This window comes from Adlercreutzia sp. CNCM I-6207 (assembly GCF_977072305.1).
Genome location: NZ_CDRVLZ010000004.1, coordinates 71574 through 98532, shown reverse-complemented (window position 1 = coordinate 98532; position 26959 = coordinate 71574). Strand labels below are relative to the sequence as shown.

The 26959-nt window shown below is 63.8% G+C and carries 24 protein-coding genes; 14 read left to right on the top strand and 10 right to left on the bottom strand.

Going from position 1 to position 26959, the window contains the following annotated elements; genetic code table 11:
• The first annotated feature begins 28 nt into the window (after positions 1–28).
• Entirely contained in the window at positions 29–733 is a 705-nt protein-coding gene (locus ACW4QM_RS03405) for a hypothetical protein (RefSeq protein ID WP_161127623.1), read from the top strand.
• Between the two features lie 405 nt (positions 734–1138).
• Positions 1139–1810 (top strand): SanA/YdcF family protein, encoded by a 672-nt coding sequence (locus ACW4QM_RS03400; protein ID WP_161127624.1) that lies wholly within the window; start codon positions 1139–1141, stop codon positions 1808–1810.
• A 74-nt stretch (positions 1811–1884) separates the two neighbouring features.
• On the opposite strand, the gene ACW4QM_RS03395 is transcribed toward ACW4QM_RS03400, so the two are convergent.
• Positions 1885–4572: a DEAD/DEAH box helicase gene (locus tag ACW4QM_RS03395; RefSeq protein ID WP_161127625.1), complete on the bottom strand. Its 2688-nt coding sequence runs from the start codon at positions 4570–4572 to the stop codon at positions 1885–1887.
• A gap of 229 nt (positions 4573–4801) precedes the next feature.
• On the opposite strand from ACW4QM_RS03395, the gene ACW4QM_RS03390 reads away from it, so the two are divergent.
• Positions 4802–6151, top strand: coding sequence for a Na+/H+ antiporter NhaC family protein (locus ACW4QM_RS03390; protein WP_161127626.1), 1350 nt, complete (start codon positions 4802–4804; stop codon positions 6149–6151).
• Here ACW4QM_RS03390 and ACW4QM_RS03385 read toward each other — a convergent pair.
• Both ACW4QM_RS03385 and ACW4QM_RS03380 read right to left on the bottom strand, forming a co-directional pair.
• Complete coding sequence (locus tag ACW4QM_RS03385) at positions 6130–6915, bottom strand: DNA/RNA nuclease SfsA (protein WP_161127627.1); 786 nt, start codon at positions 6913–6915, stop codon at positions 6130–6132. The genes ACW4QM_RS03390 and ACW4QM_RS03385 overlap by 22 nt on opposite strands.
• 221 nt (positions 6916–7136) lie before the next feature.
• On the bottom strand, positions 7137–8081 hold the full coding sequence (locus ACW4QM_RS03380) for a gamma-glutamyl-gamma-aminobutyrate hydrolase family protein (RefSeq protein ID WP_231699585.1): 945 nt from the start codon (positions 8079–8081) through the stop codon (positions 7137–7139).
• 486 nt (positions 8082–8567) lie between these two features.
• Between ACW4QM_RS03380 and dtd the strand changes: the two genes are divergently transcribed.
• On the top strand, positions 8568–9014 hold the full coding sequence (gene dtd, locus ACW4QM_RS03375) for a D-aminoacyl-tRNA deacylase (protein ID WP_161127629.1): 447 nt from the start codon (positions 8568–8570) through the stop codon (positions 9012–9014).
• A 102-nt stretch (positions 9015–9116) separates the two neighbouring features.
• Here the strand turns inward: dtd and ade are convergent, their stop codons facing one another.
• Positions 9117–10934 (bottom strand): adenine deaminase, encoded by a 1818-nt coding sequence (gene ade / locus ACW4QM_RS03370; protein ID WP_161127630.1) that lies wholly within the window; start codon positions 10932–10934, stop codon positions 9117–9119.
• A 310-nt stretch (positions 10935–11244) separates the two neighbouring features.
• On the opposite strand from ade, the gene ACW4QM_RS03365 reads away from it, so the two are divergent.
• Positions 11245–12390, top strand: coding sequence for an aldo/keto reductase (locus ACW4QM_RS03365; RefSeq protein WP_161127631.1), 1146 nt, complete (start codon positions 11245–11247; stop codon positions 12388–12390).
• A gap of 164 nt (positions 12391–12554) precedes the next feature.
• Here ACW4QM_RS03365 and ACW4QM_RS03360 read toward each other — a convergent pair whose 3' ends face one another.
• On the bottom strand, positions 12555–13466 hold the full coding sequence (locus ACW4QM_RS03360; RefSeq protein ID WP_161127632.1) for a LysR family transcriptional regulator: 912 nt from the start codon (positions 13464–13466) through the stop codon (positions 12555–12557).
• Positions 13467–13663: 197 nt separating this feature from the next.
• Between ACW4QM_RS03360 and ACW4QM_RS03355 the strand changes: the two genes are divergently transcribed.
• From ACW4QM_RS03355 to ACW4QM_RS03340, 4 genes are read left to right on the top strand one after another with little or no spacing between them, the layout of a single operon-like run.
• A complete protein-coding gene (locus ACW4QM_RS03355; protein ID WP_237418810.1) occupies positions 13664–14062 on the top strand; it encodes a twin-arginine translocation signal domain-containing protein in 399 nt (132 codons plus the stop codon).
• A 33-nt stretch (positions 14063–14095) separates the two neighbouring features.
• The gene (locus ACW4QM_RS03350; protein WP_272918769.1) at positions 14096–16546 is read left to right on the top strand and encodes a molybdopterin-containing oxidoreductase family protein; all 2451 of its coding nucleotides are present in this window, start codon (positions 14096–14098) and stop codon (positions 16544–16546) included.
• Positions 16547–16549: 3 nt separating this feature from the next.
• Positions 16550–17125 (top strand): 4Fe-4S dicluster domain-containing protein, encoded by a 576-nt coding sequence (locus ACW4QM_RS03345; protein ID WP_161127633.1) that lies wholly within the window; start codon positions 16550–16552, stop codon positions 17123–17125.
• 60 nt (positions 17126–17185) lie between these two features.
• Complete coding sequence (locus tag ACW4QM_RS03340; protein WP_161127634.1) at positions 17186–18049, top strand: TorD/DmsD family molecular chaperone; 864 nt, start codon at positions 17186–17188, stop codon at positions 18047–18049.
• A gap of 15 nt (positions 18050–18064) precedes the next feature.
• Here ACW4QM_RS03340 and ACW4QM_RS03335 read toward each other — a convergent pair whose 3' ends face one another.
• The 3 genes from ACW4QM_RS03335 to ACW4QM_RS03325 all read right to left on the bottom strand — a co-directional run bounded on the left by ACW4QM_RS03335 (position 18065) and on the right by ACW4QM_RS03325 (position 19057).
• Positions 18065–18415 (bottom strand): DUF4143 domain-containing protein, encoded by a 351-nt coding sequence (locus ACW4QM_RS03335; protein WP_237418811.1) that lies wholly within the window; start codon positions 18413–18415, stop codon positions 18065–18067.
• 147 nt (positions 18416–18562) lie between these two features.
• On the bottom strand, positions 18563–18799 hold the full coding sequence (locus tag ACW4QM_RS03330) for a hypothetical protein (protein WP_161127636.1): 237 nt from the start codon (positions 18797–18799) through the stop codon (positions 18563–18565).
• Positions 18800–18877: 78 nt separating this feature from the next.
• Positions 18878–19057, bottom strand: coding sequence for a DUF3791 domain-containing protein (locus tag ACW4QM_RS03325; RefSeq protein ID WP_302148120.1), 180 nt, complete (start codon positions 19055–19057; stop codon positions 18878–18880).
• Positions 19058–19256: 199 nt separating this feature from the next.
• Here ACW4QM_RS03325 and ACW4QM_RS03320 point away from each other — a divergent pair, with 199 nt between their 5' ends.
• The 4 genes from ACW4QM_RS03320 (at position 19257) to ACW4QM_RS03305 (ending at position 22754) form a co-directional block, all read left to right on the top strand.
• Positions 19257–19568, top strand: a complete 312-nt coding sequence (locus ACW4QM_RS03320) for a hypothetical protein (RefSeq protein ID WP_161127638.1) — start codon at positions 19257–19259, stop codon at positions 19566–19568.
• Positions 19565–19993 (top strand): type II toxin-antitoxin system VapC family toxin, encoded by a 429-nt coding sequence (locus ACW4QM_RS03315; RefSeq protein ID WP_161127639.1) that lies wholly within the window; start codon positions 19565–19567, stop codon positions 19991–19993. Before ACW4QM_RS03320 ends, ACW4QM_RS03315 begins: the two co-directional genes overlap by 4 nt.
• Positions 19994–20191: 198 nt before the next feature.
• Positions 20192–20746, top strand: a complete 555-nt coding sequence (locus ACW4QM_RS03310; RefSeq protein WP_161127640.1) for a DJ-1 family glyoxalase III — start codon at positions 20192–20194, stop codon at positions 20744–20746.
• A gap of 292 nt (positions 20747–21038) precedes the next feature.
• On the top strand, positions 21039–22754 hold the full coding sequence (locus ACW4QM_RS03305) for an FAD-dependent oxidoreductase (RefSeq protein WP_114548824.1): 1716 nt from the start codon (positions 21039–21041) through the stop codon (positions 22752–22754).
• Positions 22755–23080: 326 nt separating this feature from the next.
• Here the strand turns inward: ACW4QM_RS03305 and ACW4QM_RS03300 are convergent, their stop codons facing one another.
• Entirely contained in the window at positions 23081–24700 is a 1620-nt protein-coding gene (locus tag ACW4QM_RS03300; protein ID WP_237974348.1) for a helix-turn-helix domain-containing protein, read from the bottom strand.
• Between the two features lie 47 nt (positions 24701–24747).
• Entirely contained in the window at positions 24748–25851 is a 1104-nt protein-coding gene (locus ACW4QM_RS03295; RefSeq protein ID WP_161127642.1) for an endonuclease/exonuclease/phosphatase family protein, read from the bottom strand.
• Between the two features lie 321 nt (positions 25852–26172).
• On the opposite strand from ACW4QM_RS03295, the gene ACW4QM_RS03290 reads away from it, so the two are divergent.
• Positions 26173–26811, top strand: coding sequence for a TetR/AcrR family transcriptional regulator (locus tag ACW4QM_RS03290; RefSeq protein WP_022740496.1), 639 nt, complete (start codon positions 26173–26175; stop codon positions 26809–26811).
• Positions 26812–26959: the final 148 nt, after the last annotated feature.

Genomic DNA, 26959 nt, shown 5'->3' with positions numbered 1-26959 from the left:
GGAAGTGCCTTCTACGTGGCGCGCGGACATGACGAAGGCCGTCAGCGAGCTCAACGAGAAGGATGCCGGCCTTCTCATCACCGTCGACGAGGCATCGGCACAATCCGATGAGCTTCCGGTTCTCATCGATTCGTTCCAACATTTCGTTCGCGAGCGCCGGGACGTCGCATTGCTTTTGGCTGGTCTGCCGCACAACGTCTCGACGCTTATCGATGTGGATGCGATCTCGTTTCTGCGCAGGGCGTTCAAGCATACGATGGACCAGATTTCTGCAACCGACACTTCTTACGCCATTAAGGAGACGGTGGAAGGTGCCGGAAGGGGAATCGCCGCCCCTGCGCTCAAGGTGGCTGCCGATGCTTCGGAGGGCTATGCCTTCCTCATACAGCTTCTTGGCTACCATGCCTGGCGGCAGCATCCCGAGAGGGAAACCATCACCTTAGAAGATATGGAGCAGGCTGTGGTTCTCGCCCGAAACGACATGTACCGCATGGTGCTCGAGCCGACGGTGAACAGCTTGAGTGAGCGGGAGTTGGAATTCCTCGTCGCGATGACGGAAGGCGAAGGTCCCCACCGCGTTTCCGACATAGCCGGCCGCATGGGTATCACCGAGAACAACGCGACCAAAATCCGCGCGCGCCTCATCGAGCAGGAAGTAATCGGAGCCAGGCGAAGGGGCTTCGTAGATTTCGACATGCCCATGATCCGCGACTACCTGGTGGATGAAGGCTAGGTCCTCTTGCGCGGTTAGGCAGCATCCGGGTCGTTTTTTGCATGAGATCTTGAGTTGTAAGCGTCTGAATCGTGCACCGAAGGAAGCTGGTCGGAGGAGCGCTTGGAAAGTGCCTGGTCAGAACGTTGCGTGCGAAATGAAAACTTGCCGGTTCGCCGATTCCGCACCCCCGAGACGCTCATAACCGTCGATCTCATCCAGAAACCGCGCTTTCCGTTTACCGAGTCTGGATGTCTGCCTCTTCCGCAGTCGTGCTTTTCGGGAGATCGGCCTCAAGCAGGTGTTGGAAGATCCCTCGAAGTAGGCTCTGGAAAGGTTTTGAATGTCGCTTACGTTTTCCTTAACTTGATTCTGCTTGCCGAGTGAGCGGGGTATATTCGTCCCAGACGGTAAGGAGGATGAGGCATGGGCACGTGGCTGAAAAGAATCGGACTGGGCGCTCTGGCACTCGTCGTTCTCTGCACCGTGGTGGTCTTCGCGGTTGATGCCCATGTGCGCTCTTCCGCCGGCCCGCGCATCGTGTCGGTTGACGAGGCGGCGGCGCTCGGCGACGTGGACTGCGTGCTGGTGTTCGGGTGCGGGGTGCATCCCGACGGACGCCCAAGCGACATGCTGGCGGATCGCGTCGCGTGCGGCGTCGCGCTGTACGAGAATGGCACGTCGCCGAAGCTGCTGATGAGCGGCGATCACGGACGTGCCGACTACGATGAGGTGAATGTCATGCGGAATGCGGCGGTGCAGGCGGGGCTTCCGGTGGACGACGTGTTCATGGACCATGCGGGCTTTTCCACCTACGAGAGCATGTACCGGGCGCGAGATGTGTTCGGGGCGAAGCGCATCGTGGTCGTTTCCCAAGAGTACCATCTGTACCGCGCGCTTTACGTGGCGGAACGCCTCGGGCTTGACGCCTACGGGGTGTCGGCCGACCTGCGCCCTTACGCCGGGCAGCAGGCCCGCGAGATACGAGAGGTGCTGGCCCGGAACAAGGATTTCCTCACAGCGATCGCGCAGCCGCTTCCGACGTTTCTGGGCGATCCCATATCGCTTTCCGGCAGCGCTGCGGCCACCGAGGGGTAGGGAAGAATGGCAGCGGCCTCTCCGCGGTGAAGCGAAAGCGCTGCCATTCTGTCCTGTGTGGGGCGCAGGTGTGCTTACTCCGCCAAATCCTCCACAAAGCCTACGCGGTAGTTGCGGAAGATGACTTCGCCCTGCTCTTGGGTGGCGTCTAGGTCGACATCGGCTTCTATGCGGAAGTCGCCGGCGTCTTCCTCGTCCAGGAATATCTGACGGACGTGCCAGGCGTGCGATTCCTGCTCGGGGCTCTCGTCGATCATCAGATAGGCGGCGGACCGCGCGTCGCCATCGAGGCGGATCTCGTTGTGCTCGGCGAAGTAGTCGTCCAACGCCGCATTCCACGCGCGCTCGCTCATGCCCCAGTCCTCGTCCAGGTTGCCCAGCTCGCGAGTGCGATCGAGTGCGGCCAGGCGCACGCGGGCGAAGAGTGCGTTGCGCACCATGACTTCCATGCCGTGGCGGTCGGCCACCACGGCATCGGCCGCCTGCGGGGGCGCGCCGGCCTCGGGCAGCTCGCCGGCGCTCTCCCACGCGTCCACCAGCGACGAGTCGGTGGTGCGCACCATGAAGCCGAGCCAGGCGATGATATCGCGCAGCCGATCGTCCAGCCGATCGGGCGGTAACGTGCGCACGAGCACGCGGAAGGCGTCGGACAGGTAGCGCAGAAGCGTCCCCTCCGACTTCGCGATGCCGTAGCGGCCGATGTAGGTCTTGAAATCGCTCGCCGTCTCCACCATGTCGCGCAGCACGCTCTTCGGCAACAGCTCGTAATCGCGGGCCCACGGCACGCCCTGGCAGTACAGCTCGAAGGCGCGGGCGAGCAGCTCTTCCAAGGGCTTGGGGTAGGTGATCTCGGCCAGCCGCTCCAAGCGCTCCTCGTATTCCACGCCGTCGGCCTTCATCTCGGCCATGGCCGCGTCGCGCGCTTTGCGCTCCTGAGCCCGCAGCACCTTGGCGGGGTTTTCCAGGGTGGCCTCCACGAGCGAGATGACGTCCAGGGCGTAGTCGGGGCTTTCCGGATCCAGCAAGTCGAGCGCCGCCAGCAGGAAGGGCGAAAGGGGCTGATCCAGGGCGAAATCCTCGGGCAGTTCCACGGTAAGCTCGTAGGACGGCCGACCTTCGGCGTCCTCGCCGCGCACCACCACGCCTGCTTCCAAAAGCGTGGCGAATATCTCGTCGGCCCGCGCGTTCAGCTTGATCTTCTCCTCGGGGGTTTGGGCCGAATCAGCGATGAGCGTATGCACGTTGGCCCAGGCGTCGCCTCCGCGCGACACCACGGACAGCACCATGGAATGGGTGATGCGCATGCGGGGCGTCAGCTTCTCCGGCGGCTTCTCGATGAGGTGCTCGAAGGTCTGCTTGTTCCAGCTGACGAAGCCCTCGGGCGGCTGCTTTTTCTTCACGCGACGCTGCTTTTTCGGGTCGTCGCCGGCCTTGAGCATCGCCTTGTGGTTCTCGATCTCATGCTCGGGGGCCAGCGCCACCACCATGCCCTCGGTGTCGAAGCCGGCCCGTCCCGCGCGGCCCACGATCTGGTGGAACTCGCGGGAGCGCAAACGGCGCATCTTGGTGCCGTCGAACTTGGTGAGCTGGGTGAGCACCACCGTGTGGATGGGCACGTTGATGCCCACGCCGAGCGTGTCGGTACCGCAGATGACCGGGAGCAGCCCCTGCTGGGCGAGGCGTTCCACGAGCAGGCGGTAGCGCGGCAGCATGCCCGCATGGTGCACGCCCACGCCGGCGGCGAGCAGCCGCTGCAGGATCTTGCCGAAGGGGGTCGTGAACTTCGTGCCCTTCATGGCCTGCTTGATTTCCTCGCGCTGGGCCTTGTCCGACACGCCGTAGCTGGCCAGCGCCCGGGCGTTCTTCAGCGCCTCGTCCTGGGAGAAGTGCACGATGTACATGGGTGCCTCGCCGGCGCGCAGACCCAGCTCCACGGTGGCTTCCAGGGTTTCGAAGGTGTAGTCGTAGGACAGCGGCACGGGGCGAGGCGCGTCGGTCACCAGGTCGACGGGCCGGCCGGTGCGCTCTTCCAGCGCGCTCGCGATGTCGCTCACGTCGCCGAGGGTGGCGCTCATCAGCAGGAACTGCGCATTCGGCAGCGTGAGCAGCGGCACCTGCCAGGCCCAGCCGCGATCGGGATCGGCGTAGAAGTGGAACTCGTCCATCACCACGCAGGCCACCTTCGACGCGGGCCCTTCGCGCAGGGCCTGGTTCGCGAGGATCTCCGCCGTGCAGCAGATGACCGGCGCCTCGGTGTTGATGGTGGAGTCCCCCGTGATCATGCCCACGTTCTCGCGGCCGAGGATGTCCACCATGTCGAAGAACTTCTCGGACACGAGCGCCTTGATGGGGGCGGTGTAGTAGGCAGTGCGCCCCGTGGCCACGGCCATGAAGCAGAGCCCCAAGGCCACCATGGACTTGCCAGAGCCCGTGGGCGTGCCCAGAATCACCGAGTCGCCCACGGCCAAGTCCATGAGCGCGTCCTCCTGGTGGGGCCACAGCTCCATGCCGCGGGCGTCCACCCATTCCAAGAATACCTCCAGCGCCTCGTCAGGCGTGAGCACGTCGCCCTCGCCGGTCTCGGCCCAGGGAAGGAGCCAACCCAGCGAGCCCGGCTCGAAGGGATCCACGGGGGCGATGGGGCTGTCGGCGTCGGCGCGGGCGGCGCGCTCGGCGGTTTTTGCGGCTTCGGCGGCGATGTCCTCGGGCGTCTCGTAGACGCCCTCTTCGGCAGCGGCGGAGTTCTTGGCGGTATCGGTCATGGGGTGTCCGTTCTGACGGCGCGATCGTTCGCCATCTATTATAAGTAAGACCCGCGCATCGAAGATGACGCATCGGCAGCGGTTCCCGTGGTGTAGTATAGGCGCTTACTGAAACAAGGAGCTGTTGGTGCGGAAGGCGGGTCGTGGGCAGGTTGGAGCCTTGCAGATCCGCCGTTCCGGAAGCGGCGTCCAGCGCGCAGGGATGCGCTTATGAGAGTTAGGGTGCAACGTGAAAAAGGGAAATGTGGCGGCGCTTCTGCCCATCGGGGTATTCCTCGTGCTGTATCTGGGGCTCGGCATTCTGTTCGAGTACGGCATGGGCATTTCCATGGGGTTCTACAACATCCCCATCGTGGTGATCTTTTTGGTGGCGCTTCTGGTGGCGTGCTTCCAGAATCGCAGCCTTTCCTTTGACGACAAGCTCGTCGTCATGGGCCGAGGCATCGGGGACAAGACCATCGTCACCATGATCCTCATCTTCATGGCGGCCGGCGTGTTCGTTGGCACCGTGGGACGTGATTCCGCCGAGTCGGTGGCCTACCTCATGCTGTCGGTCATTCCCGCCGAGTACTCCGTGGCCGTTCTGTTCGTGGTGAGCTGCTTCGTATCGCTTTCGATGGGCACGTCGGTGGGCACCATCACGCTCATCACGCCTATCGCCGTGGCGGTGGCGGCGGCCTCGGGGTTCAGCCTGCCGCTGTGTGTGGCCTCGGTCATGGGCGGTGCCATGTTCGGCGACAACCTGTCGTTCATCTCCGACACCACCATTGCCGCCTGCCAGGGACAAGGTTGCCAAATGAAGGACAAGTTCCGGGAGAACTTCAAGATCGCTTTGCCGGCGGCGCTGGTGACGCTGGTGATCATTCTGGTGCTGTCGCTGGGCACCGACATCTCCGGCACGGTGCAAAACGATTACAACCTGCTGGAGCTCATCCCGTACCTCATCGTTCTTGTGGGCGGCATTGTGGGCATCAACGTGTTCATCGTGCTTTTGCTCGGCATTCTGTCCGGCTCTATCATTGTGGTGGCCGAGGGCGCCGTGGCCGCCACCGATCTGCTCGGCAACATGGGCACCGGCGCCGCCGGCATGTTCGAGACGACTATGGTGGCGGTGCTCGTGAGTGCCATCTGCGCGCTCATTCGCGAGAACGGCGGCTTCGTGGCTCTGTTGAACGGCATCAAGCGCCTGTTCCGCAGCCGGAAGGGCGGCCAGCTCGGCATGGGGCTGCTCGTGGGCGCCATGGACATCGCCACCGCTAACAACACCGTGGCCATCGTGATGGCGAACCCCATCGCCCACGAGATGGCCGAGACGTACAACGTTTCAAGGCGCAAGACGGCCTCCATCCTGGACACGTTCTCCTGCGTGTTCCAGGGAGTCATCCCCTACGGCGCCCAGATGCTCGTGGCCATCTCGGCCTGCACGGAGCTGGGCTTTCAGGTGTCGGCTTTCCAGATCATGCCATTTCTGTTCTACCCGTTCTTCCTCCTGATAAGCTCGCTCGTGTTCATCTTCTTCGTGCCGGATGACCGCGGCTACGTGCCCGACCACGCCGCCTACCACTCTTCCAGCTCATAATAGCGTTTGAGAGTCACGCCCTCGGGGGTCACTTCGAAGTCGGCCTGCCAGAGCTCCACGCCGGCTTCCCGGCAGGCGTCCACCGTGGCGAGCACTTCCTCGTAGGTGGTGCCGTGGTAGAAGCGGAACCCGAAGTTGTCGTAGTAGAGGCAGTAGAGGATGGCGGCCCGCTCGTGGTCGGCCAGCGACGCGGCCAACTCGCGCAAATGGCGCAGGGAGCGCTCGGTGGAGCTGAAGGGCGCCTCGGGCAGCCGCGGCACGTAAGGCGGGATGTCCGTCTGCATCTGCACGAGCGGCGTCTTCACTTCCAAATACAAGTCGTCGTTCACGAGGAAATCGAGGCGCGAGTCGCCTAAAGGCACCTCACGGCGTACCGTGCGAACGGGGCCGGTTATGGCTGCGAATGCGCCCTCGCGTAGGAAGTGCTCCACGTAGCGGTTCGACGCGTTCTGGTTGATGCCGATCCAGCGCTTGTCGGGATCGTCCGGCTGCTGCAGCGAGAAGGCCTCCACCGTGAGCGGCATCTTGCGCTTGGGGTTGCGGGAGTCGGACACAAGGCACGGGCGCCCCGCCAAGTCCAGGCCGCCGATGCGCGATACCGCCGGGCAGTGGCAGCGCACGATGCCCGATGGCGCGCTGCCTTCGTCGGAGGTTCCGAAGTCGACGTCCATGATGAACCGGTTCGGCCGCGCGAGAATAATGCCCTCGCGCAGGGGCTCGGGGAACGGAAGAAAGACGTCTTGCTCTTTATCGCGTGATTCCATGGGCACCTTGCAAAAGTTTTAGAGATAATGGTCACAAAGTCGAGTTCTGGGTTTTTCTGAGCCCTAATATGGCGCTCGGCATCTTCGAATTAGTTGGATAACGTTAATTACGGTATTATTCAAGCGCTTAAACGCGGTGAATATTAGGGTAAATCTGTGCTCCAGAAACCCAGAACTCGACTTTGTGACCAAAAAGAGAAATGTTTTTTGCAGGCAGGAGGTTATGAGCTCCGTGCGTCGCGGTGGTGGGCTGCGGCGGCTAAGGCGTTGAACAGGCCGTGGTGGCGATCGAGGTATTCCGGATGCCATTGCACTCCCAGGAAAAAGGGCTTCGCAGGATCCTCCACCGCTTCCACCACCCGATCCTCGGAGCGGGCGGCGACAAGCAGGGCGGGGGCCACATGGTCGACGCCCTGGTGGTGCATGGAGTTCACCTCGAAATCCCCCGATGCGCTCACCACCGATTCCAGCAAGCTGCCCTTGGCGATGGTGACCTTGTGGGATATGCCGTAATAGGGCGGGTTCTGGCGATGCTGCTTTTCGGTGACGCCGCAGTTGTACAGGTCGCGGTAGAGGCTGCCGCCGAGAGCCACGTTCATGACCTGCATGCCGCGGCAAATGCCCAAGGTGGGCAGGCTGCGCTCATGGGCGAGGCGGGCGAGCTCCAGCTCGAAGCCGTCGCGATCCTCGCAGACGGCGAGCAAACCGTCCAGGCAGGGGATGGGCGGGCGTCCCGTGGCAGACAGCACGTCGCGGCCGTCCAGGGACTCCACCGTTTCCACGGCCGAGGTGCCATCCATGGCCTCTTCGAAGGTGCGGTCGGGTACGTAATGGCCGCAGAAGGGAACTTTTGCTCCTGTGGAGCGGCAGTGGGAGGAGGAGCCGCAGCCCATGGCCGCAAGATCATCGAGGCCCAGTGCATCGCGATTCTTGGCCGGGTCGGGCACGTAGTAGCGCGGATGCACGTCGCCGCCTCCGGTGATGAGCAGGCCGTCCACCAGCTCGATGACGTGGCGGGCGTGCTCTCGGTTTGCCTCGGCGCCCCCGGCGATGGGGGTGAGGAGAATGGGCACGGCCCCGGTAGCTGCCACGCGGTTGATATATTCCACATTCACACGCTGAAAGCCATCGGCCTCGTTCAGCGTTGTTGTAATTCCAATGATCACGGGATTGTTCCTTTTGTTGCTATCGCGGCGAGTTGGCAGCAGATACGCCATTGCCTCTTCGGAGCTGTCTTGTTGCAATAGAACATACCACCGACTGCGCCTGTGCACAATCCAAGATTACCCGCATGGCTTGGCTTGGGAAGGAGAGCGGTTGTCAGACGATCTTGGTGCTGGAAATGAGGGCTTTTTTCGAGTTGTTAGACTCTGCGTTGATTGGTTTGCGGTTCAAGCAGCGGAAGGCTAACAAAATCCAGGGAGGTATTATCGCAAAACGTGTATTCTGATTGCAGATGGGGACAGCTGGATTTATCTTGCCGTCGAGGATAGCTAACAAGTCGAAATTCTTGCACAATGTCGAGTGCAAGATTCGCCGGATTAGAGCAGTTGGTACGTGCGAAGTATCTTTGTCTGGAAAATGCTTCAAGAGCGAGGTGCTATGCGAGCATATCTTAGTGCTGAGGAAAACATGAAGAGAGGAGAGCGGCTATGCGAGCGGTAGTGCAATGCGTGAGCGAGGCGTCGGTGACGGTGGAGGGTCGCGTGGTCGGTGCCATTGGGAAGGGGTACGCCATTCTTCTGGGCGTGGGCCACGGCGACACCGAGGCCGAGGCGGAGCGGCTGTGGCGCAAGATCGCCAAGATGCGCGTTTTCGAAGACGCCCAGGGCAAGACGAACCTGAGCTTGGCCGATGTGGGTGGGGAAGTGCTCGTGGTGAGCCAGTTCACGCTGTACGCGAACTGCCGCAAGGGGAATCGTCCCTCGTTCACAGACGCGGCCGAGCCAGCTATCGCCCGGCGGCTGTACGAGCACTTTGCTGCGATGGCCCGAGCCGACGGCTTCACGGTGGCGACAGGCGAGTTCGGAGCCATGATGGACGTGGCGCTTGTGAACCACGGGCCGTTCACGGTGGTGCTTGACACCGACGCGCTTTAGCGGGGGGCGGCCCTCGCGAAGAGGAACAATCCCGCCAAAGAGGGACGGCCCCAGTAAAGAGGAGCCGCCCTGCGTCGCATGGGGCAATGGCACGTTGCGCGGCTAGTTTTCGTCCACCACCAAATCGACGAATTGGAAGGTGGTGCAGTCCACCAGGCCGCGATTGGTGAGGCGCAGTTCCGGCAGGCAGGCGAGCGGAATGAGCGCCATGGTCATGAAGGGGGAGGGCATGGTGCAGCCGATCTCGGCCCAGGTCTTTTCCAGATGATGCACCTTCTCGCTCATAGCGGGGGCGTCCAGGTCGTTCATGAGGCCGGCGATGGGCAGCTCCACGAGGCCGAGCACCTCGCCGTCGGCCACGACGACCATGCCGCCGCCCACCTCGGCGAGCGTATTGGCCGCCAGCGCCATGTCCGCATCGTTGGTGCCCACTACGAGCAGGTTGTGGGCGTCGTGGGCCACCGTGGAGGCCATGGCACCGCGCTTGATGCCGAAGCCCTTGGTGAACCCGACGCCGAAGGTGCCCGTCTCGTGGTGGCGCTCGAAGACGAAGGTCTTCAGCACGTCCTGGTCAAGATCGCTTTCCAGGGCGCCGTCCGTCACGGTGAGCGCGGCGCGAACCTCGCGGTCGGGCACCGATCCGGGCAGCACTTCGATGACGCGCACGCATACCGCGTCACCCTCGGCGGCGTCGGTGGGTGCTTCCACGCGGAACGTCTCGGGTGCGATGGCGCGCCCCAGGTGCATGGAGTGGGTCACCCACGCCGGGTATTCGAAAGGCGGAAGCGGGAAGGTGCACGCGCCGTTTTCGGCCACCACGTCGCCGTCGATGAGCACGCGGGTGACGTTCAAATCCTCCAGGTTGTCCAAAAACACGATGTCGGCGCACTTGCCCGGGGTGATGGAGCCCAGCTCGTTGTCCATGCGGAAGCAGGTGGCGGTGTTGATGGTCATCATCTGGATGGCGCGCACCGCGTCGATGCCGCATTCCACGGCCTTGCGCAGGATGTAGTCGAGGTGCCCGTTGGCCACGAGCGTGTGCGGGTGCGTGTCGTCGGAGATGAGGTTTGCGAAGAGCGTGTCGATGTCGGTCTCGGTGATGGCCGCCGCCAGGTTCGGCAGGTCGAGCCAGGCCGAGCCGTAGCGCAGCTGGGCGTACTGGCCGAGGCGCATCTTGGCCAGCGCGTCCTCGGCGCGGGTCGACTCGTGGCAGCAGCGCACGCCGCTGGCGACGTAGGCGTTCAGCCCCTGGTCGGTCTCGGGGATGGAGTAGTGGCCCGTGACCACCTTGTCGGCGGCGAGGGTGGCGGCCACTTCGCCGTGGGCGTGATCGGTGCCCGCCAGCACACCGGGGAAGTTCATCATCTCGCCGAGGCCCACCACGCCGTCCCAGGTCATGGAATCGGCGATCTCGGCGGGGCCGACGGCAGCGCCCGTGTCCTCGAAGCCGGGCACGGCCGGCACACAGGAAGGTGTGGTCACCATGGCCTTCAGCGGCGTGCGCGCAGCGTCCTCCATCATCACCTGCACCCCTTCAAGGCCGAGCACATTGCACACCTCGTGGGGATCCCAGTAAATGCCCACCGTGCCGTGGGGGATAACGGCCCGGGCGTACTCGCCGGCGCCGATCATGGAGGACTCCACGTGGATGTGCCCGTCTAGAAAGCCCGGGGCAATCACCTGGCCGGCGGCGTCGATGACGCGGGTGTCCTCGCCGATGCAATGGGCGGCGCTTTGCCCCACATAGGCGATGCGGCCCTCCGCGATGGCCACGTCGATGTCGTCTTGCACTTCGGCCGTGCACACGTTCACGAGCCGCGCGCCCGTGATCACCGTGTCGGCGGGTTGGCGTCCCTGGGCCACGGCGGCCAGGGTTTGCGTGCACTCCCAAAGTGGTTTCTTGCAGAAATGGTTCAGCATGGGCGCCTCCTTCAGCGCTAGATGAATGGTCGGCGTGCGCGGGCGTCGGCGTAGGCGAGCGGCCAGATGAGCGGCCGAAATGCCTGCCTGCGGCCGCAGCCGGCCTGATGGCGCCAGTGTACGCCCGTCGTCTTCCGAGAAGGTGTCAATGGCCGAGAATGCAGAAGGGCTTCACGGAGTTCCCTTTCCTTGGAGTTAGCTCTAAATGCTTTAATGGGGGAAGCGGGGAATGAGAAGGTCGCGATAAGGCAAGATGATCGAAGAAGAACGTCGCGGCAGCATAGGGTTTGCGAAGAAGAGAGGACGTGCCATGGAGTATCGGAAATTGGGCCGCACGGGCCTGAAGGCGAGTGTTATCGGGTTCGGCGCCGAGTGGATCGGCAAGATGGAGCAGGCCGAGGTGAACGCCATGGCCGCCCGGGGCGCCGCGGCCGGCGTGAACATCGTGGACTGCTGGATGAGCGACCCGGCGGTGCGTTCGGCCCTCGGCGAGGCGCTTGAGCCGACGCGCGATCAGTGGATCATCCAGGGCCACATCGGCAGTACCTGGCAGGACGGCCAGTACGTGCGCACCCGCGAGCTGAACCACGTGCGCCCGGCCTTCGAGGACTTGCTGGCGCGCCTGCGCACCGACCACGTCGAACTGGGCATGATCCACTACGTGGACGCCTGCGACGAGTTCCGCGCCATCATGGACGGCCCCTTCATCGAATACGTGCGCGAACTTCTGGCTGCGGGCAAGATCGGGCACATCGGCCTTTCCACCCACAACCCCGAGGTGGCGCTGCTCGCTTGCGATGAGCCGGAGATCGAGGTCATCATGTTCTCGCTGAACCCGGCCTTCGACATGATGCCGGCCTCCGAGGATTTGGAAGATCTGTTCGGCGACTACGAGAACGTGGCCGGCGATGGCATCGAACCCGTGCGCGCTCGCCTGTACGCCCGGGCCGAGGAGAAGGATGTGGCCCTCACGGTGATGAAGGGCTACGCGGGCGGGCGCCTGCTTTCCGCCGACGCGTCGCCCTTCGGGGTGGCGCTCACGCCGGTGCAGTGCATCCACTACGCGCTCACGCGCCCCGCGGTGGCGAGCGTCATGGTGGGCGTGGAAACCGTGGAACAGTTGAAAGAGGCCTTGGCCTACGAGGGCGCCACCGCCGCCGAGCGCGACTACGCGAGCGTGCTGGCCGGGGCGCCCAAGCACGCCTACATGGGCCAGTGCACCTACTGCGGCCACTGCGCGCCGTGCACGGTGGGCATCAACATCGCACTTTCCAACAAGTTCGCCGACTTGGCCGAGATGGCGGGCGAGGTGCCCGCCTCGGTGGCGGCCCACTACAAGGCCATGGACGTCACGGCCGGCGCCTGCATCGCCTGCGGCGACTGCGAGCCCCGCTGCCCCTTCGACGTGCCGATCATCGAGCGCATGGAAAAGACGGAGGAGCTCTTCGGCTGCTAAACGAGCCGGCGAACTTCGGAGTCTTCAGCATTCGGGCGGGCTAATGCCACTTCGACGCAGAAATGGCCGATGGAAGGTGCCAGTTCAGGGCCGAAATGGTTGAAAATGCCAGTTCAACCTTGAAATGGCCGGCGTTGGGAAGGCGCGTCGCGCCATTTCTGCCCTCAACTGGCATCTGCCGGCGGATTTTCGAAATCGCGCTCGGCGCAGAGGCCCTTCAACGTATCCAAAAAAGCTTGGGCTTGGCGGGTGGGGAGGGTCTTGCGCCAGACGAGGCCCTGGGTGGATTCCAGGGTGGGGGACAGCGGTACGAAAGCCAAGTCGTTCAGCTCGTTGGCCTCGAACAGGCCGCGATAGGTGAACGCGCTGCCGATGCCCTGCCGCACGAGGAACTTGGCGTTCAGTGGCAGGTTGTAGGTGGCGCGCACGTCCATCTCGTCGGCCAAGTCTCCCAGCCATTGGCCGAGCACGCCCACCTTCACGCCTTGGCGCGAGCTGATGAGCGGCTGGTCCAGCAGATCCTCGGGCATGACGGCCGCCTTTGCTGCCAGGGGGTTGTCGCGGCGGACAAGGAGACCCCACGTGTCGGTGTGGGGTAGGCGCAAGGTGTGCATGTCCACATGGCTGCGCAGCTCGCATTCCAGAAGGAAGTCGTAGAAGCCGCGGACGAAGTTGTCCATGAGGTCGGCCGAGGTGCCGCTGTACAGCTCGAAGGTGATGCCGGGGTAGGCGGCGCTCGTGCGCTTCATGGCCTCGGCGACAAGCTCCATGGCCTGGGTCTCGCCGGCGGCGATGTGCACCTTACCGGCGATGGAATGGGTGGGAAGGGCGATCTCCTCCTCGGCCTTGTCAGCCAAAGCGAGGATGGACTCGGCGTAGCGGCGCAGGATGACGCCCTGCTCGGTGAGCTCGATGCCTTTGCGGTTGCGCTGATACAGAAGGTGCCCCAGCTCGTCTTCCAAAGCGGCCAGCTGGCGCGAGAGCGTCGGCTGGGTGACGTGCAATGACTTGGCCGCCGCGGTGATGGAGCCCTCGCGGACGACGGTGACGAAATAGCGGAGCGTTCTCAGTTCCATGGTTCCCCCTTCGATTCCCCGGCGTGCTCGGCTGCCGCGCTGTCCGCGTCTATTACGCCAGGCGAGATTGGGTCTGGCACATCCTGCATGCCTTTCAAGCATTTACAAGATTACAATATAAGCATTACCTATGGAAGGGGTGCCCTCCGTATGATTCGAGCTGTCAGAGAAGACACGAGAAGAGGAGGGTGATGTTCATGGCTCTATTGGACAAGGGCATGAAGCGTCGCGATTTCTTGAAGGCGTCCGCCGCCACGGCGGCGGTCGGGCTTGCGGGCTGCGCGCCGAGCACGGCCACCGACATGGCCGAGACCGGCGGGAGTGCCGGCGCGACGACCCATAAGGTGGCCAGCGACGCCGCCATCATCGAGGGCAAGGGCGAGTGGATGCCTATCCATTGCCACCAGAACTGCAACCAGATGTGCCTGAACATGGGGTACGTGGTGGACGGCGTCGTGGTGCGCCAGAAGACCGACGACTCCCATGCGGACAGTTTCGACTGCCCCCAGCAGCGCGGCTGCCTGCGCGGGCGCTCCCTGCGCCAGCAGGTGTACAACGCCGACCGCATCAAGTACCCCATGAAGCGCAAGAGCTGACAGCCGGGCGGCGGCGAGAACGCTCACGGCGAGCTGCGCGGCAAGGACGAGTGGGAGCGCATCAGCTGGGATGAGGCACTGACCCTCGTGACCGACGAGCTGAAGCGCGTCTACGCGGAGTACGGCCAGGACGCCGTCGTCTGCAACGGCTGGCGCTGGGCCCCCGGCTCCGCCATGTTCCCGGTCATCGGCGGCGCAGTGTACAACACCGAGTGCGAGTCCTTCGGCTGCTGGGCCTTCCAAACGGAGGCGCTGGGCATGTACTCCCACGGCGACCATCCCGACCTCATGATGGCGCCGGACAAGTACGATCTGCCCAACGCCGACACCATCGTGCTGTACGGCTGCAATCCGGCCTGGTCGCAGCACTCCTCCATGTATTGGCTGAAGAACGCGCAGAAGGCCGGGGTCAAGTTCGTGTTCGTCGGCCCCGACTACAACGCCACCGCCGCCGCCATGGACGCCCGCTGGATCCGCGTGCGCCCCGGCACCGACACGGCCTTCCTCCTAGCCGTGGCCTACGAGATGGTGCGGCTCGACGAGGAGCGCGGCGACATCATCGATTGGGACTTCGTGAACGAGCGTACCGTGGGCTTCACGCCGGAGACCATGCCCGCCGACGCCACCACCGACGAGAACTTCCGCGACTATCTGCTGGGCGCCTACGACAACACGCCGAAGACGCCGGAATGGGCGACGGAGATCTGCGGCACGCCGGTCGAGGACATCACTTGGTACGCCGAGATGGCCGGCAAGAACAACGCCGTCATGTTCCTGCACAGCTACGCCGCCTCTCGCTACCTGGGCGCCGAGAACCTCTCCCAGGCCTTCATGACGGTGTCGGCCTTGGGCGGGCACTTCGGCAAGAGCGGCCATGGTTCGGCGGCCATCTACACGTGGGATGCGGGCGACTCGGGCTACCGGCTCATCCAGCACGTCGGCGGCGATTACGGCTACGTGGACAACCTGGTGGGCAGCCCCGCCGCCACGGGCCCCAACCGCAATATCGAGGGCAATTCCTGGTGGAGCTCGCTGGCCGACGGCAAGTATCTGTCCTCCTCGGAAGGCCCCTACGACCTCGGCTCCAGCGACGTGGTGGGCGATCCGACGAAGCTGCGCGCCAACACGCCGGTCTACCATGAGGCCCGCGAGATGCCGGTGAACCCGCGCCTGCTCGTGCAGACGAACTCGAACTTTATGCAGACGCGCGGCAACCTGTCCACGGCCATCAAGGTGATGCGCGCCGCCGACACCTGCGTGTCCTTCGAGATCAAGTTCTCGCTCACGGCTCAGTTCGCCGACATCATCCTGCCGGTGTGCACCCACTGGGAGGGCAACGACGACGAGAGTTGGGGCGAGCTGTCCTGGCCGAGCCCCTTCGGCGACGGCAACGGCCAGAAGCAGCGCAAGGACGCCCTGCTCGCTTGGAAACCCCTGGTGAAGCCGATGTACGAGGCCCGCGAGGAGAAGCGCGTCTTCCGCGAGATCATCGAGCGCATGGGGTACAACCCGGATGACGCCTACCCGAAGAGCAACTACGATCAGTGGTTCGGCTACTTCCTCGGCATGCGCGTGCTGAATGAGGACGCCACGAAGTGGGAGCCAGTCATCACCTGGACCGAGGCCGACAACGAGAAGTACCACGCGAGCTACCCGGCCCAAGAGGGCAAGGTCGCCTTCGACCAGTTCATGGCAGACGGAAGCTACGTGGTGGAGCGCTCGGAGGGCGATCCGCGCAACTACGTGGGCTATCGTGATGACAAGCTGGGCATTGGCGAAGATGGCGAGTCGGTCGTCGTGGCCGACGCCGCCTGGCCGCGCCCGTCGGTGTCCGGCAAGCTGGAGATCTACTGCCAGTACAAGGCCGACAATGTGAACCGCATCGGGCTTAACGACGAACCCATCAAGCCCTACGCGAACTACTTCGTGCCGCGCCGCGGCTACCAGGAGACATTCGCCAACTGGGAGGCCAAGGAAAAGGGCGCCTACCCGCTGCAGGCCTACACGCCGCACTACATGCGCCGCGCCCACACCTGCTACGACAACATGACCTGGACCCAGGAGGCCTTCCGCAACCCGGTGTTCATGAGCGTGGAAGACGCCGAGGCCCGTGGCATCAAAGCCGGCGACACGGTGCGCTGTTTCAACGATTTCGGCAGCATGCTGAGAATCGCCCAGCCCATGCAGGGCTACATGCCCGGCGTGGTGGGCATTCCCCACGGTGTGCACTCGGTGTTCGACGAGTCCGACCCCGAGAACATCATCGACCGCGGCGGCAGCGAGCAGATGCTCTCCGATGGCCTGCAGTCGAACTACTTCCCCCAGGTGGACGGCTACAACAGCCTGCTCATCGAGATCGAGAAGTACGACGGTGAGCCGTTGGTGGAAGACTTCGAGCGCGGGCCGTTTCTGGCCGCGGGTATAGATGCTGAGGGCACGGCCGCCTATATGGTGCCCGGTGCCGACAACGGACAGGAGGCTTAAGTCATGAGCTTGGGATTTTACGTTGACCTGGCCAGCTGCATCGGCTGCAAGACCTGCCAGGTGGCCTGCAAGGATCGTCGCGACATCCAGGTGGCGGGCCCCCGCCTGCGCCGGGTGGACACCTTCGAATGCGGGACGTACCCGGAGGTGGCCATGTTCCACCTGAACCTCTCCTGCAACCACTGCGAGAGCCCGGCCTGCGTGGCGAATTGCCCCACGGGCGCCATGTACAAGGACGACGACGGTACGGTGCAGCACGACGACGAGGCCTGCATCGGTTGCCAGACCTGCGTGAACTCGTGTCCCTATGGTGCGCCGCAGTTCATCGAGGAGGACAAGATCGTCCAGAAGTGCGACACCTGCCGGGCGCTGCGCGAGGCGGGCCATGAGCCGGTGTGCGTGGAGGCGTGCCCCATGCGCGCCATCGAGTTCAGCGAAATGGACGATTTGCGCGCCACCCATCCCGACGCGGTGAGCGAGCTGCCCTGCACCGAACCGGCCGCCACGACGACCCCGAACATCCTCATCGGCGCCAGCCGCGGGGCCCTGCTCGAGGACTTCAACCCGGTCGTTCTGTAAACGCGAATGCTGCTGGGGCGGTCGGTGCGGCCGCCCCTTTTGCTAGAGGAGGGAACCATCATGACCGATGTCGTCAACATGCGTCGCGAGTCCATCGACCTGAAGGCGCTGCTTCTGTCTCGCACGTATTTGTACACGCTGTTCCACAAGCTGTTCGGCGGTACGCCGGATGCGGCTGTGGTGGCATGCGTGCTGTCGGAGACCACCCGCGATGTGGTGGAGGAATACGCCGGCGATGATCCTTCCATGAAGGGGCTCGGGCGCTTTTTGGAAAACCTCGGAGAATGCGTCGATGGCGCGGTGCTGACCGAGCAGGCCCGCGACGAGTACACGCGCCTGTTCATTGGCCCGGGCGAGCTGCCCTGCCAGCCGATGGAATCGCCCTACCGCACGAAGGATGCGGCCGTCTTCCAGGAGAACACCCTGGCCGTGCGCGCCATCTTTCGCGAGCACGGGCTTCAGCTTGCGCGTCTCATGCGCATTCCCGACGACCATATCGCCACCATGCGCGGCTTTATGGCCCATGAGGCCGAGCGCTCTCTCGCCGAGTTGCGCGCGGGGAACGTGGGCGATCTGGCCGTGTCCCTGCGCGGCGAGGAGGCCTTCGTGCGCGACCATATGCTCACCTGGGTGGACGATTTCGCCCGCTGCGCGCGCCGCTCGAAGACGGCGGTGCTCTACCCGCAGATGATCGAGGCGCTGGCCGCCTTCGTTCGCAACGATGCCGTGCTGCTCTCGGAGGCCGCCTGCTGGGCCGAGGAGGCGCGCGACGTCTGCGGCGAGATGATCCCCGGGGGTCTCGGCGCCCTTCCGGGCAGCCCCGAGGCCGCCGCCTTCGCCGAGGTGTCCGATGCCCTGGCGGCCCTTGCCCGCCTGCATCCCTTCGGCATCGAGGATCACGAGCTGGTGAGTATATCGGTCTAAAGGGCAGCCTCGTCGCTACAACCAAAGCCCCGTGTTCCCCATCAGGTAGAGAGGGACATTGGTGAGCCAGTTCTGCTCGCGGTAGTCGGAAAGCGAGAAGCGCCGGGCCTGAACTTCCGAGTACTTCTCCTTGAAGCTGCGCAGACTCTTGGCGCGCAGGTTCTCCTCGGCTTTCACCTCGATGGCGTAGACGGTACCCGCTGACTGCACGAGGAGGTCCACTTCTCCCCGGGAGTTCTCGGCAGACCAGTAATAGGGGACAAGCCCACAGCTTGCTATAAGCTCTTGGCACGCGTACTGCTCGGTGAGCGTCCCTTTGAATTCCTCGAAAAGGGCTCCTCGTCCGTCTTTTCTGCGACTATACAAAAACAAGGACGTAAAAGTGTGAAAATCAGCAAAAACAAGGACGTAAAAGTGTTAGAACTTACACAAATCAGGACGTAATGGGAGATATTACCGTGGTGCGCCGTTGGCCTCGGCGAGAGTGGACCCGGGCGAGGCCGAGTAGATCGGCTAGCCGTTCTTCTTCTCCTGCTCCCACACGAAGCGGAGGTTGTCGGGGCCTTCGGCCCACTGGCGCGAGGAGAAATCGAACAGCAGCTCGTAGGTGCGCGACGAGGCGAAGGCATCCAGCGCATCATCGAAGGGAATGCCGGTGTCGTCGCACCAGTCTTCCAACATGGTTCGCATCACCACGACGGCGCATGCTTCGCGCTGCTCGTCGGTCACGGCCTCTTCGTCAAATCCCATAGGGCTCGCTCCCCTCGAACGTAAGGCATTCGATGGAAGCGTAACTGCCGTGGTAGAGGATGAGATCGTCTTTCAAAGCTAGCATAGCGAATACCCTTTTGCGGTAAGGTAGGTCTCGATGTCGTCGAGGGCGCGCTCGTTGCTGCTCAGATGCAGCAGGTCGTACAGCTCCGTGACGTAGTCGTAGACGCCAGCCTCGCTGAAGAGCTGAGCGACCCGAACGGCGGGCATGCGCCAACGTTTCTGAGCGAGGCGCAGAAGTCAGCACTTCATATCGGCGATATCGGACTGTCGCGGCGACACGGTCTCTCCTTGGGCGTTGCGGTTGCTGTAGGCTTATTATAGCGGCTTCGCTGCAAAGTCGCGGGAACGTCACCTTCCAAGACCCCGAAGAGGCGTTGTCATGGTTGCATTACCATAATGCATCAAGTATGATGGGTGCGGCAAGGAGGTTGTTATGGCTCAGGCTACCATCAATGCGCGCTTGAATGCGACGGTTAAGGAGCGGGGCGACAAGGTGCTTCGCGACAACGGGATATCGACGACGGAGGCAATCCGCGGGCTGTGGTCGTCCATGGCCCGGACGCGCGAGGTTCCTAGCTTTCTGGCACAGGAATGCAAGCGGGACGAGGCGGCGGAGCGCCGACGTAAGCGTGAGGTCGCGCATGGCCTCGTCGGGCTGGCGGCCGAGGGGACGGCTCTTGGCGACGATGAGCTCTCCGACCTGAGGTTCCAGGCCACGCTGTCTCGCTATGAGGCGCTATCGTGAAGGTCCTTTTCGATACCAACGTGTGGCTCGACATCATTTTGAGTCGCGAGGGCTTCTGGGAAGCGTCATGCGCGGCGCTGTACGACTGCATCGACGAGGACGACGATCTCTGCGTGGTCGCCACTTCCCTGAAGGACGTCTTCTTTCTCGTGGAGCGCTTGAAGAGCGCCGATGCTGCCTACGAATCGGTCGAGCGCATGCTTGAGCTTGCTCGCCCTATCGCTGTTGACGAAGCGGTCTGTCGACGTGCCCTTCCGTTGGAGCGCCCCGACTACGAGGATGGTCTCATAGCGGCAGCGGCCGAGATCGAGCAAATCGAGTGCATCGTCACGAGAGACGACGGTGCCTTCCGCGATCTGGGCATACGCCGCATGAGCCCTCTCGAGTTCATCAAAGAGCGTGGTACGGAGGTCGTCGCTCTGTAGGGCGCGGAGCGCACCCGTGCGCGGCAGCTGCTGGGGTAGGGGCGAAGGTCGATTCTCGGTTGCTTGCGCCCTTCCGCATCGTACCGGTAACGTTCTTCCGGGAGCGCGGGCGCGAAGCTTTTCGGCTGCACTAGAATGGACACCGATCATTGGCTTCTTACGATGTATCAAAGAGCAACTTTCTTGAAAGGACGAATTATGGCGAAATCGGCAGTGGTGTTTGTGGCGAACGGGTGCGAGCCCGTGGAAGTGGTGGCCCCGGTGGACGCGCTTCGGCGCGGCGGGGTGGACGTGGTGCTGGCCGCCGTGTCCGACGATCTGACCGTGCGGGCGGCCCAAGCGGTGACGCTTCAGGCCGATGCGCCGCTTTCCACCCTCGATCTGACGCAGTTCGATATTGCCATCGTGCCCGGCGGCTCGGTGGGCGTTGACAACCTGGGCAAGAGCCAACGTGTCGTGGCCGAGCTCACGCGCCGCATGGAAGCCGGCGAGTACGTGGCCGCCATCTGCGCCGGGCCCATGGTGCTCGCCAACGCGGGGCTGCTCACCGGGCGCAAGGCCGTGTGCTACCCGGGCTGCGAGGAAGGCTGGCCGGCCGACATCTACCAGGCGGGCAAGGACGTCTTCGTCGATGGAAACCTTATCACTGCCACGGGCCCCGGCACGGCGCTGTCCTTCGGCATCCAAATTTTACGTACGCTTGAAGGCGACAAGGTTGCCGATGATGTGGCTTCGGGAATGCTGCTGAAATAATCATCGCATTGCCATAGCGCGACGAGGGTTGCGCGGCGGCGGGCGAAGGGGCGGCGCAGGAAGCGCAACCTCTTCGCCCGTCGTGCGTTTCGGGTCGAAACCTTCTCACCCATTCTCGGGTATATTTTACGTTTTCCCAGGTGACCGCTGGGTGAATACCCGAATGCGGGCGATGTGCGGCCTGCTGCATTCCACTTAAGATGCGTCTCGTTCGGTTCGCTTAAGGGAGGGCCGGATGCGTGCCGGTTCACGTAAGGGAGGGCCGGGCGCGAACCGTCTTTAGGAGGATGCAATGGAAACCAATCTTTCCCGTCGTGGATTTCTGACCGGTGCCGCCGCGGCCGGCGCCCTGGCCGCCATGGGCCTTGCGGGCTGCGCGCCGACCCCCGCGGCCGAGGGCGGCACGAAGACCGCCGACACCGGTGCTGCGGCCGCGACAAGCTGGCGCGACAAGCCGGAGATGCCCACGGAATTCGTGGAAACCGTTGACGCCGACATCGTGGTTGTGGGCGCGGGCAACGGGGGCCTTGTGGCCGCCACCACCGCCGCCCAGAACGGCGCGAAGGTGGTCGTGCTGGAGAAGGCCGGCGCCATCGCCGCCGCCCGCGAGGCCATCGGCGCTCTGAATTCCAAACTGGCCCCCGACCATCAGGAAGACGTGCCTACGCTTTTGAACCACGCCAACCAGACCCAGGCCGGCGACGCGAACATGCTCATGTACAAGACCTGGGCCGAGAAGTCCGGTGAGATGATCGAATGGATGGCCGACACGCTGGGCCCCAAGGGCATGCTCTTCCCCTTCGAGTGGCACTGCCCCGACGACCCGCATGCCTACTATCCGGCCATGTGCTACAACCCCTGCCTCGATGAGTACAATCCGGACGGCCCGAACTACACTTCCTACACGCACCTCGAAGTCATGGCCGATGTGTTCACCACCGATCTCGGCGGCGAGATCCGCTTCGAAACGCCCGCACAGCAGCTCCTCATCGACGAGGCCGGCCGCGTGACCGGCGTGGTGGCCGAGGGCAAGGAGGGCTTTATCCAGGTGAACGCTGCCAAGGGCGTCATCATCTGTACCGGCGGCTACGGCGCCAACAACGAGATGCTGGCCGATCTGGCCCCGGGCAACTCGGCCTGGTGCGCTCTGCGCGATTCGGTGACCGAGACCGGCGACGGCATCCGCATGGCGCTGTGGGCCGGCGCCGAGCTTGAGGCCGGCGGCGCCTGCATGATCTGGAACCGCGCCATTCTGCCCGACGGCTTCGAGTTCAACGAGGACCGCATGGGCGGCGACATCTTCCTGCCCGGCAGCCAGCCCTTCCTGCACGTGAACGTGAACGGCGAGCGCTTCATGAACGAGGATCAGTGCTATCCCATGAGCTACGCCGCCGGCGCGAACCAGCCGAAGCACTACAGCTGGATCGTCTGGGACGGCAACTACTGGGACGACATCGCCCAGTTCGACACCTGTGGCTGCTCTCGCTTGTACCCGGCGCCCTCCGGCACCGCCTTCAACGCTGATGTGTACGACTGCGAGGCCATGTCCAAGGAGCACCTGGACGAGTTCTGGCTGAACCCGCGCCTGGAGGCTGGCACGCTGAAGAAGGCCGACACCTTAGAGGCGCTCGCCGACATGATGGAGTTCGACGCCGACCAGAAGGCCACGTTCCTGGCGACGGTGGAGCGCTACAACGGTCTGGTGGCCGCAGGCGAGGACACCGATTTCGGCAAGCCGGCCTACCGTCTGTCCGACGTGGAGACCGCGCCCTTCTATGCGGCGCGCATCGGCGGCGAGTTGCTGGTGACCACTCACGGCGTCATCACCGACGTGAACTCGCGTCCGCTCAAGAACGACGGCACGCCCATCGAGGGCCTGTACGTCTGCGGCAACGACCAGGGCGGCTTCTATCCGCACAACTACCCGAGCAACTTCACGGGCATCAACGCCGGCCGCACGGCCACCTTCGCCCGCATCGCCGCCAAGCACGCCTTGGGCGTCGAATAGGGCGACCGCTCGCTTTTCCCGAGCCTGCCAACCCTCCCTTCAGCAGGCGTTTTTCAGGGCTCCCCTTCGAGGGAGCCCGTTTTTATGGAACGGGTGCATCGGTTTGTGCAAAATAGGGCACTTCTCGTAGCTGTATTGATGCATCAGGTCTCTGCTCAGGGAAAGGTGGTGGCATTTTCCCAGGTGAAGAGCGTCCGTGTAACAGTTGACGGACTCGAAGACTACGAGAAGTGTGCCATTTTGCACATTTCAGAGTGTTTGGGGCTCATTGGAGTTCATGTTGCGACGATAGGGGCTGTGGCTATAGAGTCGCTAGGAGGAGCTCGTTATCGCCGCGCGAGGTCGATGAGCTCTTGGCGGGAGTGGACGCCCAGTTTTGCGTAGATATGCTTGGCGTGGGTGGCCGCCGTCTCGCGGCTGATGATGAGCTCGTCGCGGATGTAGGGGATGGAACGGCCCTGGGCGAGCAACGCGAGCACCTCGGTCTCGCGCGGCGTGAGGCCGCCGACGCGGGCGAGCTCGTCGATGCGCGCCGCGCCGTGCACCTCGCCAGATGCGTCGGCGGTTGGTGCGGTAGTGGGCGCCGGTGCATCCGGCTGAGGCTCACCGGGCTGGTCCATGGCATCGTGGGCATCCGGCGATTCGGTCACGATGCCCTTCCCATGCGCGTGGGGCTGATCCTTTGCGGTCTCGGGGATGCGCAGGAATGTGGAGGTCTCGCCCATAACGGCCATAGTGACCGTCACGAGAACGACGATGCACCCCACGCTCACCGCGGTGAGCCCCGTCGGCTGCGCCAACATCAGCGGTTCGAGAACGATCCACAAAACGACGCCGAGAAGGTCGCCCGCATGCACGAACAGCCATCCCAAGCTTGAGGCCTGGGCGGGGGTCGCGCGGCCGGCGGCAGCGTAGTTGGCGAAGTAGATCTGGGCGATCAGGCAGAAGGTGAAACGGCCTCCAAGCGATGCGGCCACGGCAACAAGGGCGCCGGCCTGTCCGAACAGGATGACGGCCGCAAATCCGATGACCAGGGTGGGGCATATCCAGCGGTAGAGGAAGAACAGGGATATGCGGCGCGGTCCCGAAATGGCCATGGCCGCTACCACGGCCATCATGAGCGCGCTGAACAGCAAGATGGCTTGAAGGGGGATGCCTTCCACCCGCTCGGCACTCATCATGCCCGCGATGCTCACGATGGAGAACACGACGAGGATGCCGAACCCCGTGCGCCCGAGTCCCGCCAAGGGGGAGCGCCGCTCGGTTGCGAAGCGATGGGCGGTTGCGAGCGCCTCTTCGGTGCGGGCGGCTTCTGGCGTCCACGCGAGATGGAAGCATAGGCCGGACAAAAGCGGGAGCGCCGCGGCGACGGCGACGGGCACCCAGCCGTCCATGGCGGATACCAGAAGCACGATGACGGCGGCGGAAACCGCGGAAACCGGCGCGAGCCATTCCGATCGATCGCGGGGGATGACGGCGTAGTACTCGCCCCACATCGCCCACAGAAGCGCGCTTCCGATGCCCGTGGCCACGGCGCCGATGCCGAAAAGCAGGGCGTTCAGCCCTGGATCGGCGACGGAGACGAACATGAAGGGAGTGCTCGCGGCCGTAAGGGCGGGGGCGACGACGAAGAGGGGGCGATGGCTTGTGGGCGAGCCGATGCGCGGCTCGGCGAGCACGATGGCCGCCAGGGTCGCCACCGATGCGGCCAAGGGGAGCACGGCGTAGAAGAGCGCGGCACCGATGGATGTCGGGACGGGCGCGGCACTAGCTGCAGCTTCGCCCGCATTCGGGATCGCGTCCCCGCTCAGCACGCCGGCGGCGTTGGTGTAGAACACGCAGAACACCCAGGCGAGCAGAAACGCCCATCCCAGCTGCCGCAGCGGCGCGACCTCTCGGCGCTCGTCGTTCTGCGGCGCCAGCCATGTTTCGAAGCGTTCCTTCACGGCCCTCCCTTTCCAATCCCCTCATTGTAGCGCGAATGGCGCGAAGGCTACCGCAGCTTGAACTTCATGGCGACGGGGTTGTGGTCGGAGTAGGCGAAGTCCAAGTTCACGGTGGAGCAGTCGAGGCACTCCACGTTGTCGGAGTAGATGAAGGTGTCCATGACCCAGCGGTCGTTGGTGCCGTCGTAGGGGCGTCCGGCGTCGCGGCAGGTGGCGGCATCGGGGAAGGCGGCGGTGCCCGTCTCGTCTAGCTTCGCCTTGGCGGCCACCGTGAAGCCCTCCGGCACGCCATCGAAGTCGTAGGGCTTCGCCCAGCTTTCCACGGCCTGGGCGGCGTTGCCGTACACCTCGCCGGAGACGCCGATCATGTCGTGGTTGTAGTCGCCGCCGGCGATGACGTAGTTGCCCGCCACCCGCGCGGCCGTCATGTCCTCGTAGAGCTTCTCGCGCTGGGCCGCCATGATGGAAGCGTCGGCCCCGTAGGCGGACAGATGCACGTTGAAGAGCACGAGCTCGGCGTCGCCCGCGGGCACGCGCACGATGGAGTAGCAGCGGTCCAGGTCGAGGAGCTTGCTGAAACTCTCCGAAATGGGCAGGCTCTTGCGCACCGGGTCGCCCACGGGCAGGCGCGAGAACGTGGCCAGCCCCGCGCGGTTGGCGCCGTGAGGTGCGTAGAGGGGCCAGGCGAGGAAGGCCGAGTCGTAGTTCTGGCAGAACACCGACCAGTCGCTGGGGAACTGGGTGCGCAGAAGCTCGTACTCGTCGATGTGGTGGCTGCGGGTGCCGTCTGTGTCCACTTCTTGGAAGAGAACGAAATCCGGCGAGAGCGCACGTATGGCCTCGGCCGAGCCGAGAATGTCCTCGCGCACCACCTCCGGGCTTTCGGCCACCGATCCTGTGCCGCCGTCCATGAAGAAGTCGAAGTCGCGGTTGTAAGCGCCGAAACCGAGGTTGGCTGTCACCACGGTGAACTCCTCATCAGCGGAAACGACCGGCGCAGCCTCGTCGGCAGCCAAAGGCGCGTCCACGGTGAGCGCCAGATTGTCGGGAAGTCGCTCGTAGGTGACCATGACGTAGGCGACGTAAACAAGGGCCACGGCCAGAAGCGCGCCGAGCAATGCGAGCAGAACCGTTATTATGCGTTTGGCCACAAAAGGCTCCTTTGACGAGGGAAAAATCCATTTGGGTCATTGTACTTCACCCTGATACACGGGTCATTGTGGAATACCCTAGCTTAACCATATCGTTAGGCAGTCGCATTAGATGACTAAAAACTCACCATTGGATTTGAATCTGAACACTCTGTATCCAGATAATGACAGGGAGGTAACAGAGACCTGACGCGACAGTGACAAGCTAGAGGAAGCTATAAGGTACGCTCCATCGGATTGCACAGGTAGCAAGCATTCCCTTTGGCACCCTTCTTCTCGCGGGTTGGTCGCTTGGGTGCGCTTAAAGACAGGAGGTCCCTCATGCAGTCGAACAAGAAGAGCACCCGAGGTGTGGCGACGCGCGAGGTACTCCGCAGCAACGACACGGCCAAGCGGTCGGCGGAGATCGTCGTCGCCGCGCGCGAGCTGTACGAGGAGAAGGGCCTGGCCCGCACCTCCATCCAGGACATCACCAACCACGTGGGCGTGACGCGCTCGCTGTTCTACCACTACTTCCAGAACAAGGAAGAAGTAACGAGCGCCGTGCTCGACCAGTACATCACCGATTTTCTGGAGGCCATGCAGCACTGGCACGAGAGCCAGACGGCGCTGGCCACCGACGAATCGCTGCACTCCATGGTGAAAATCATGCGCATGGTGCTGTTCGAGAAGAACACCTTCCGCATGGCCCTTTCCACCCAGGAGAATGCGGCGCTGTACCTGGATTTCCTCAATCGCTTCGCCGCCCAGGGCGCCGAGTTCATGGTGACGCACCCCATGGTGGAGCAGACGAAGTACGGCGAGCAGTCCGACCATCTGTACGAGACGTTCTACGTGCTCATCGTGGGGCTGGTGAGCTATCTGCGCTCGCATCCGGATGTGGAGGACGAGGTGCTCATCGACGTCGTCACCCGCATGCTCAACATCGAGCAGGCCGAGGAGGCCCGCGAGCTCGCCTAATTCGGGGTTCCGCACTGCTTCTGGTTGGAAGGTCGGCGATCTTGCCAAGCTGCTCTGGCGCTCTTCGCGGCCGGATCCTGCGTCGCGCCGCCGTTGCGCGGCGGTATGGCGAATCGGTTACGATCTGCGCGCTGCGCCGCCTATCGGC

What these genes read in the sequence shown, in the direction of transcription:
- ACW4QM_RS03405 (WP_161127623.1), top strand. Translation starts at nt 29, where the DNA reads ATGACGAAGGCCGTCAGCGAGCTCAACGAGAAGGATGCCGGCCTTCTC.
- ACW4QM_RS03400 (WP_161127624.1), top strand. Translation starts at nt 1,139, where the DNA reads ATGGGCACGTGGCTGAAAAGAATCGGACTGGGCGCTCTGGCACTCGTC.
- ACW4QM_RS03395 (WP_161127625.1), bottom strand. Translation starts at nt 4,572, where the DNA reads ATGACCGATACCGCCAAGAACTCCGCCGCTGCCGAAGAGGGCGTCTAC.
- ACW4QM_RS03385 (WP_161127627.1), bottom strand. Translation starts at nt 6,915, where the DNA reads ATGGAATCACGCGATAAAGAGCAAGACGTCTTTCTTCCGTTCCCCGAG.
- dtd (WP_161127629.1), top strand. Translation starts at nt 8,568, where the DNA reads ATGCGAGCGGTAGTGCAATGCGTGAGCGAGGCGTCGGTGACGGTGGAG.
- ade (WP_161127630.1), bottom strand. Translation starts at nt 10,934, where the DNA reads ATGCTGAACCATTTCTGCAAGAAACCACTTTGGGAGTGCACGCAAACC.
- ACW4QM_RS03365 (WP_161127631.1), top strand. Translation starts at nt 11,245, where the DNA reads ATGGAGTATCGGAAATTGGGCCGCACGGGCCTGAAGGCGAGTGTTATC.
- ACW4QM_RS03360 (WP_161127632.1), bottom strand. Translation starts at nt 13,466, where the DNA reads ATGGAACTGAGAACGCTCCGCTATTTCGTCACCGTCGTCCGCGAGGGC.
- ACW4QM_RS03355 (WP_237418810.1), top strand. Translation starts at nt 13,664, where the DNA reads ATGGCTCTATTGGACAAGGGCATGAAGCGTCGCGATTTCTTGAAGGCG.
- ACW4QM_RS03345 (WP_161127633.1), top strand. Translation starts at nt 16,550, where the DNA reads ATGAGCTTGGGATTTTACGTTGACCTGGCCAGCTGCATCGGCTGCAAG.
- ACW4QM_RS03340 (WP_161127634.1), top strand. Translation starts at nt 17,186, where the DNA reads ATGACCGATGTCGTCAACATGCGTCGCGAGTCCATCGACCTGAAGGCG.
- ACW4QM_RS03330 (WP_161127636.1), bottom strand. Translation starts at nt 18,799, where the DNA reads ATGGGATTTGACGAAGAGGCCGTGACCGACGAGCAGCGCGAAGCATGC.
- ACW4QM_RS03320 (WP_161127638.1), top strand. Translation starts at nt 19,257, where the DNA reads ATGGCTCAGGCTACCATCAATGCGCGCTTGAATGCGACGGTTAAGGAG.
- ACW4QM_RS03310 (WP_161127640.1), top strand. Translation starts at nt 20,192, where the DNA reads ATGGCGAAATCGGCAGTGGTGTTTGTGGCGAACGGGTGCGAGCCCGTG.
- ACW4QM_RS03305 (WP_114548824.1), top strand. Translation starts at nt 21,039, where the DNA reads ATGGAAACCAATCTTTCCCGTCGTGGATTTCTGACCGGTGCCGCCGCG.
- ACW4QM_RS03290 (WP_022740496.1), top strand. Translation starts at nt 26,173, where the DNA reads ATGCAGTCGAACAAGAAGAGCACCCGAGGTGTGGCGACGCGCGAGGTA.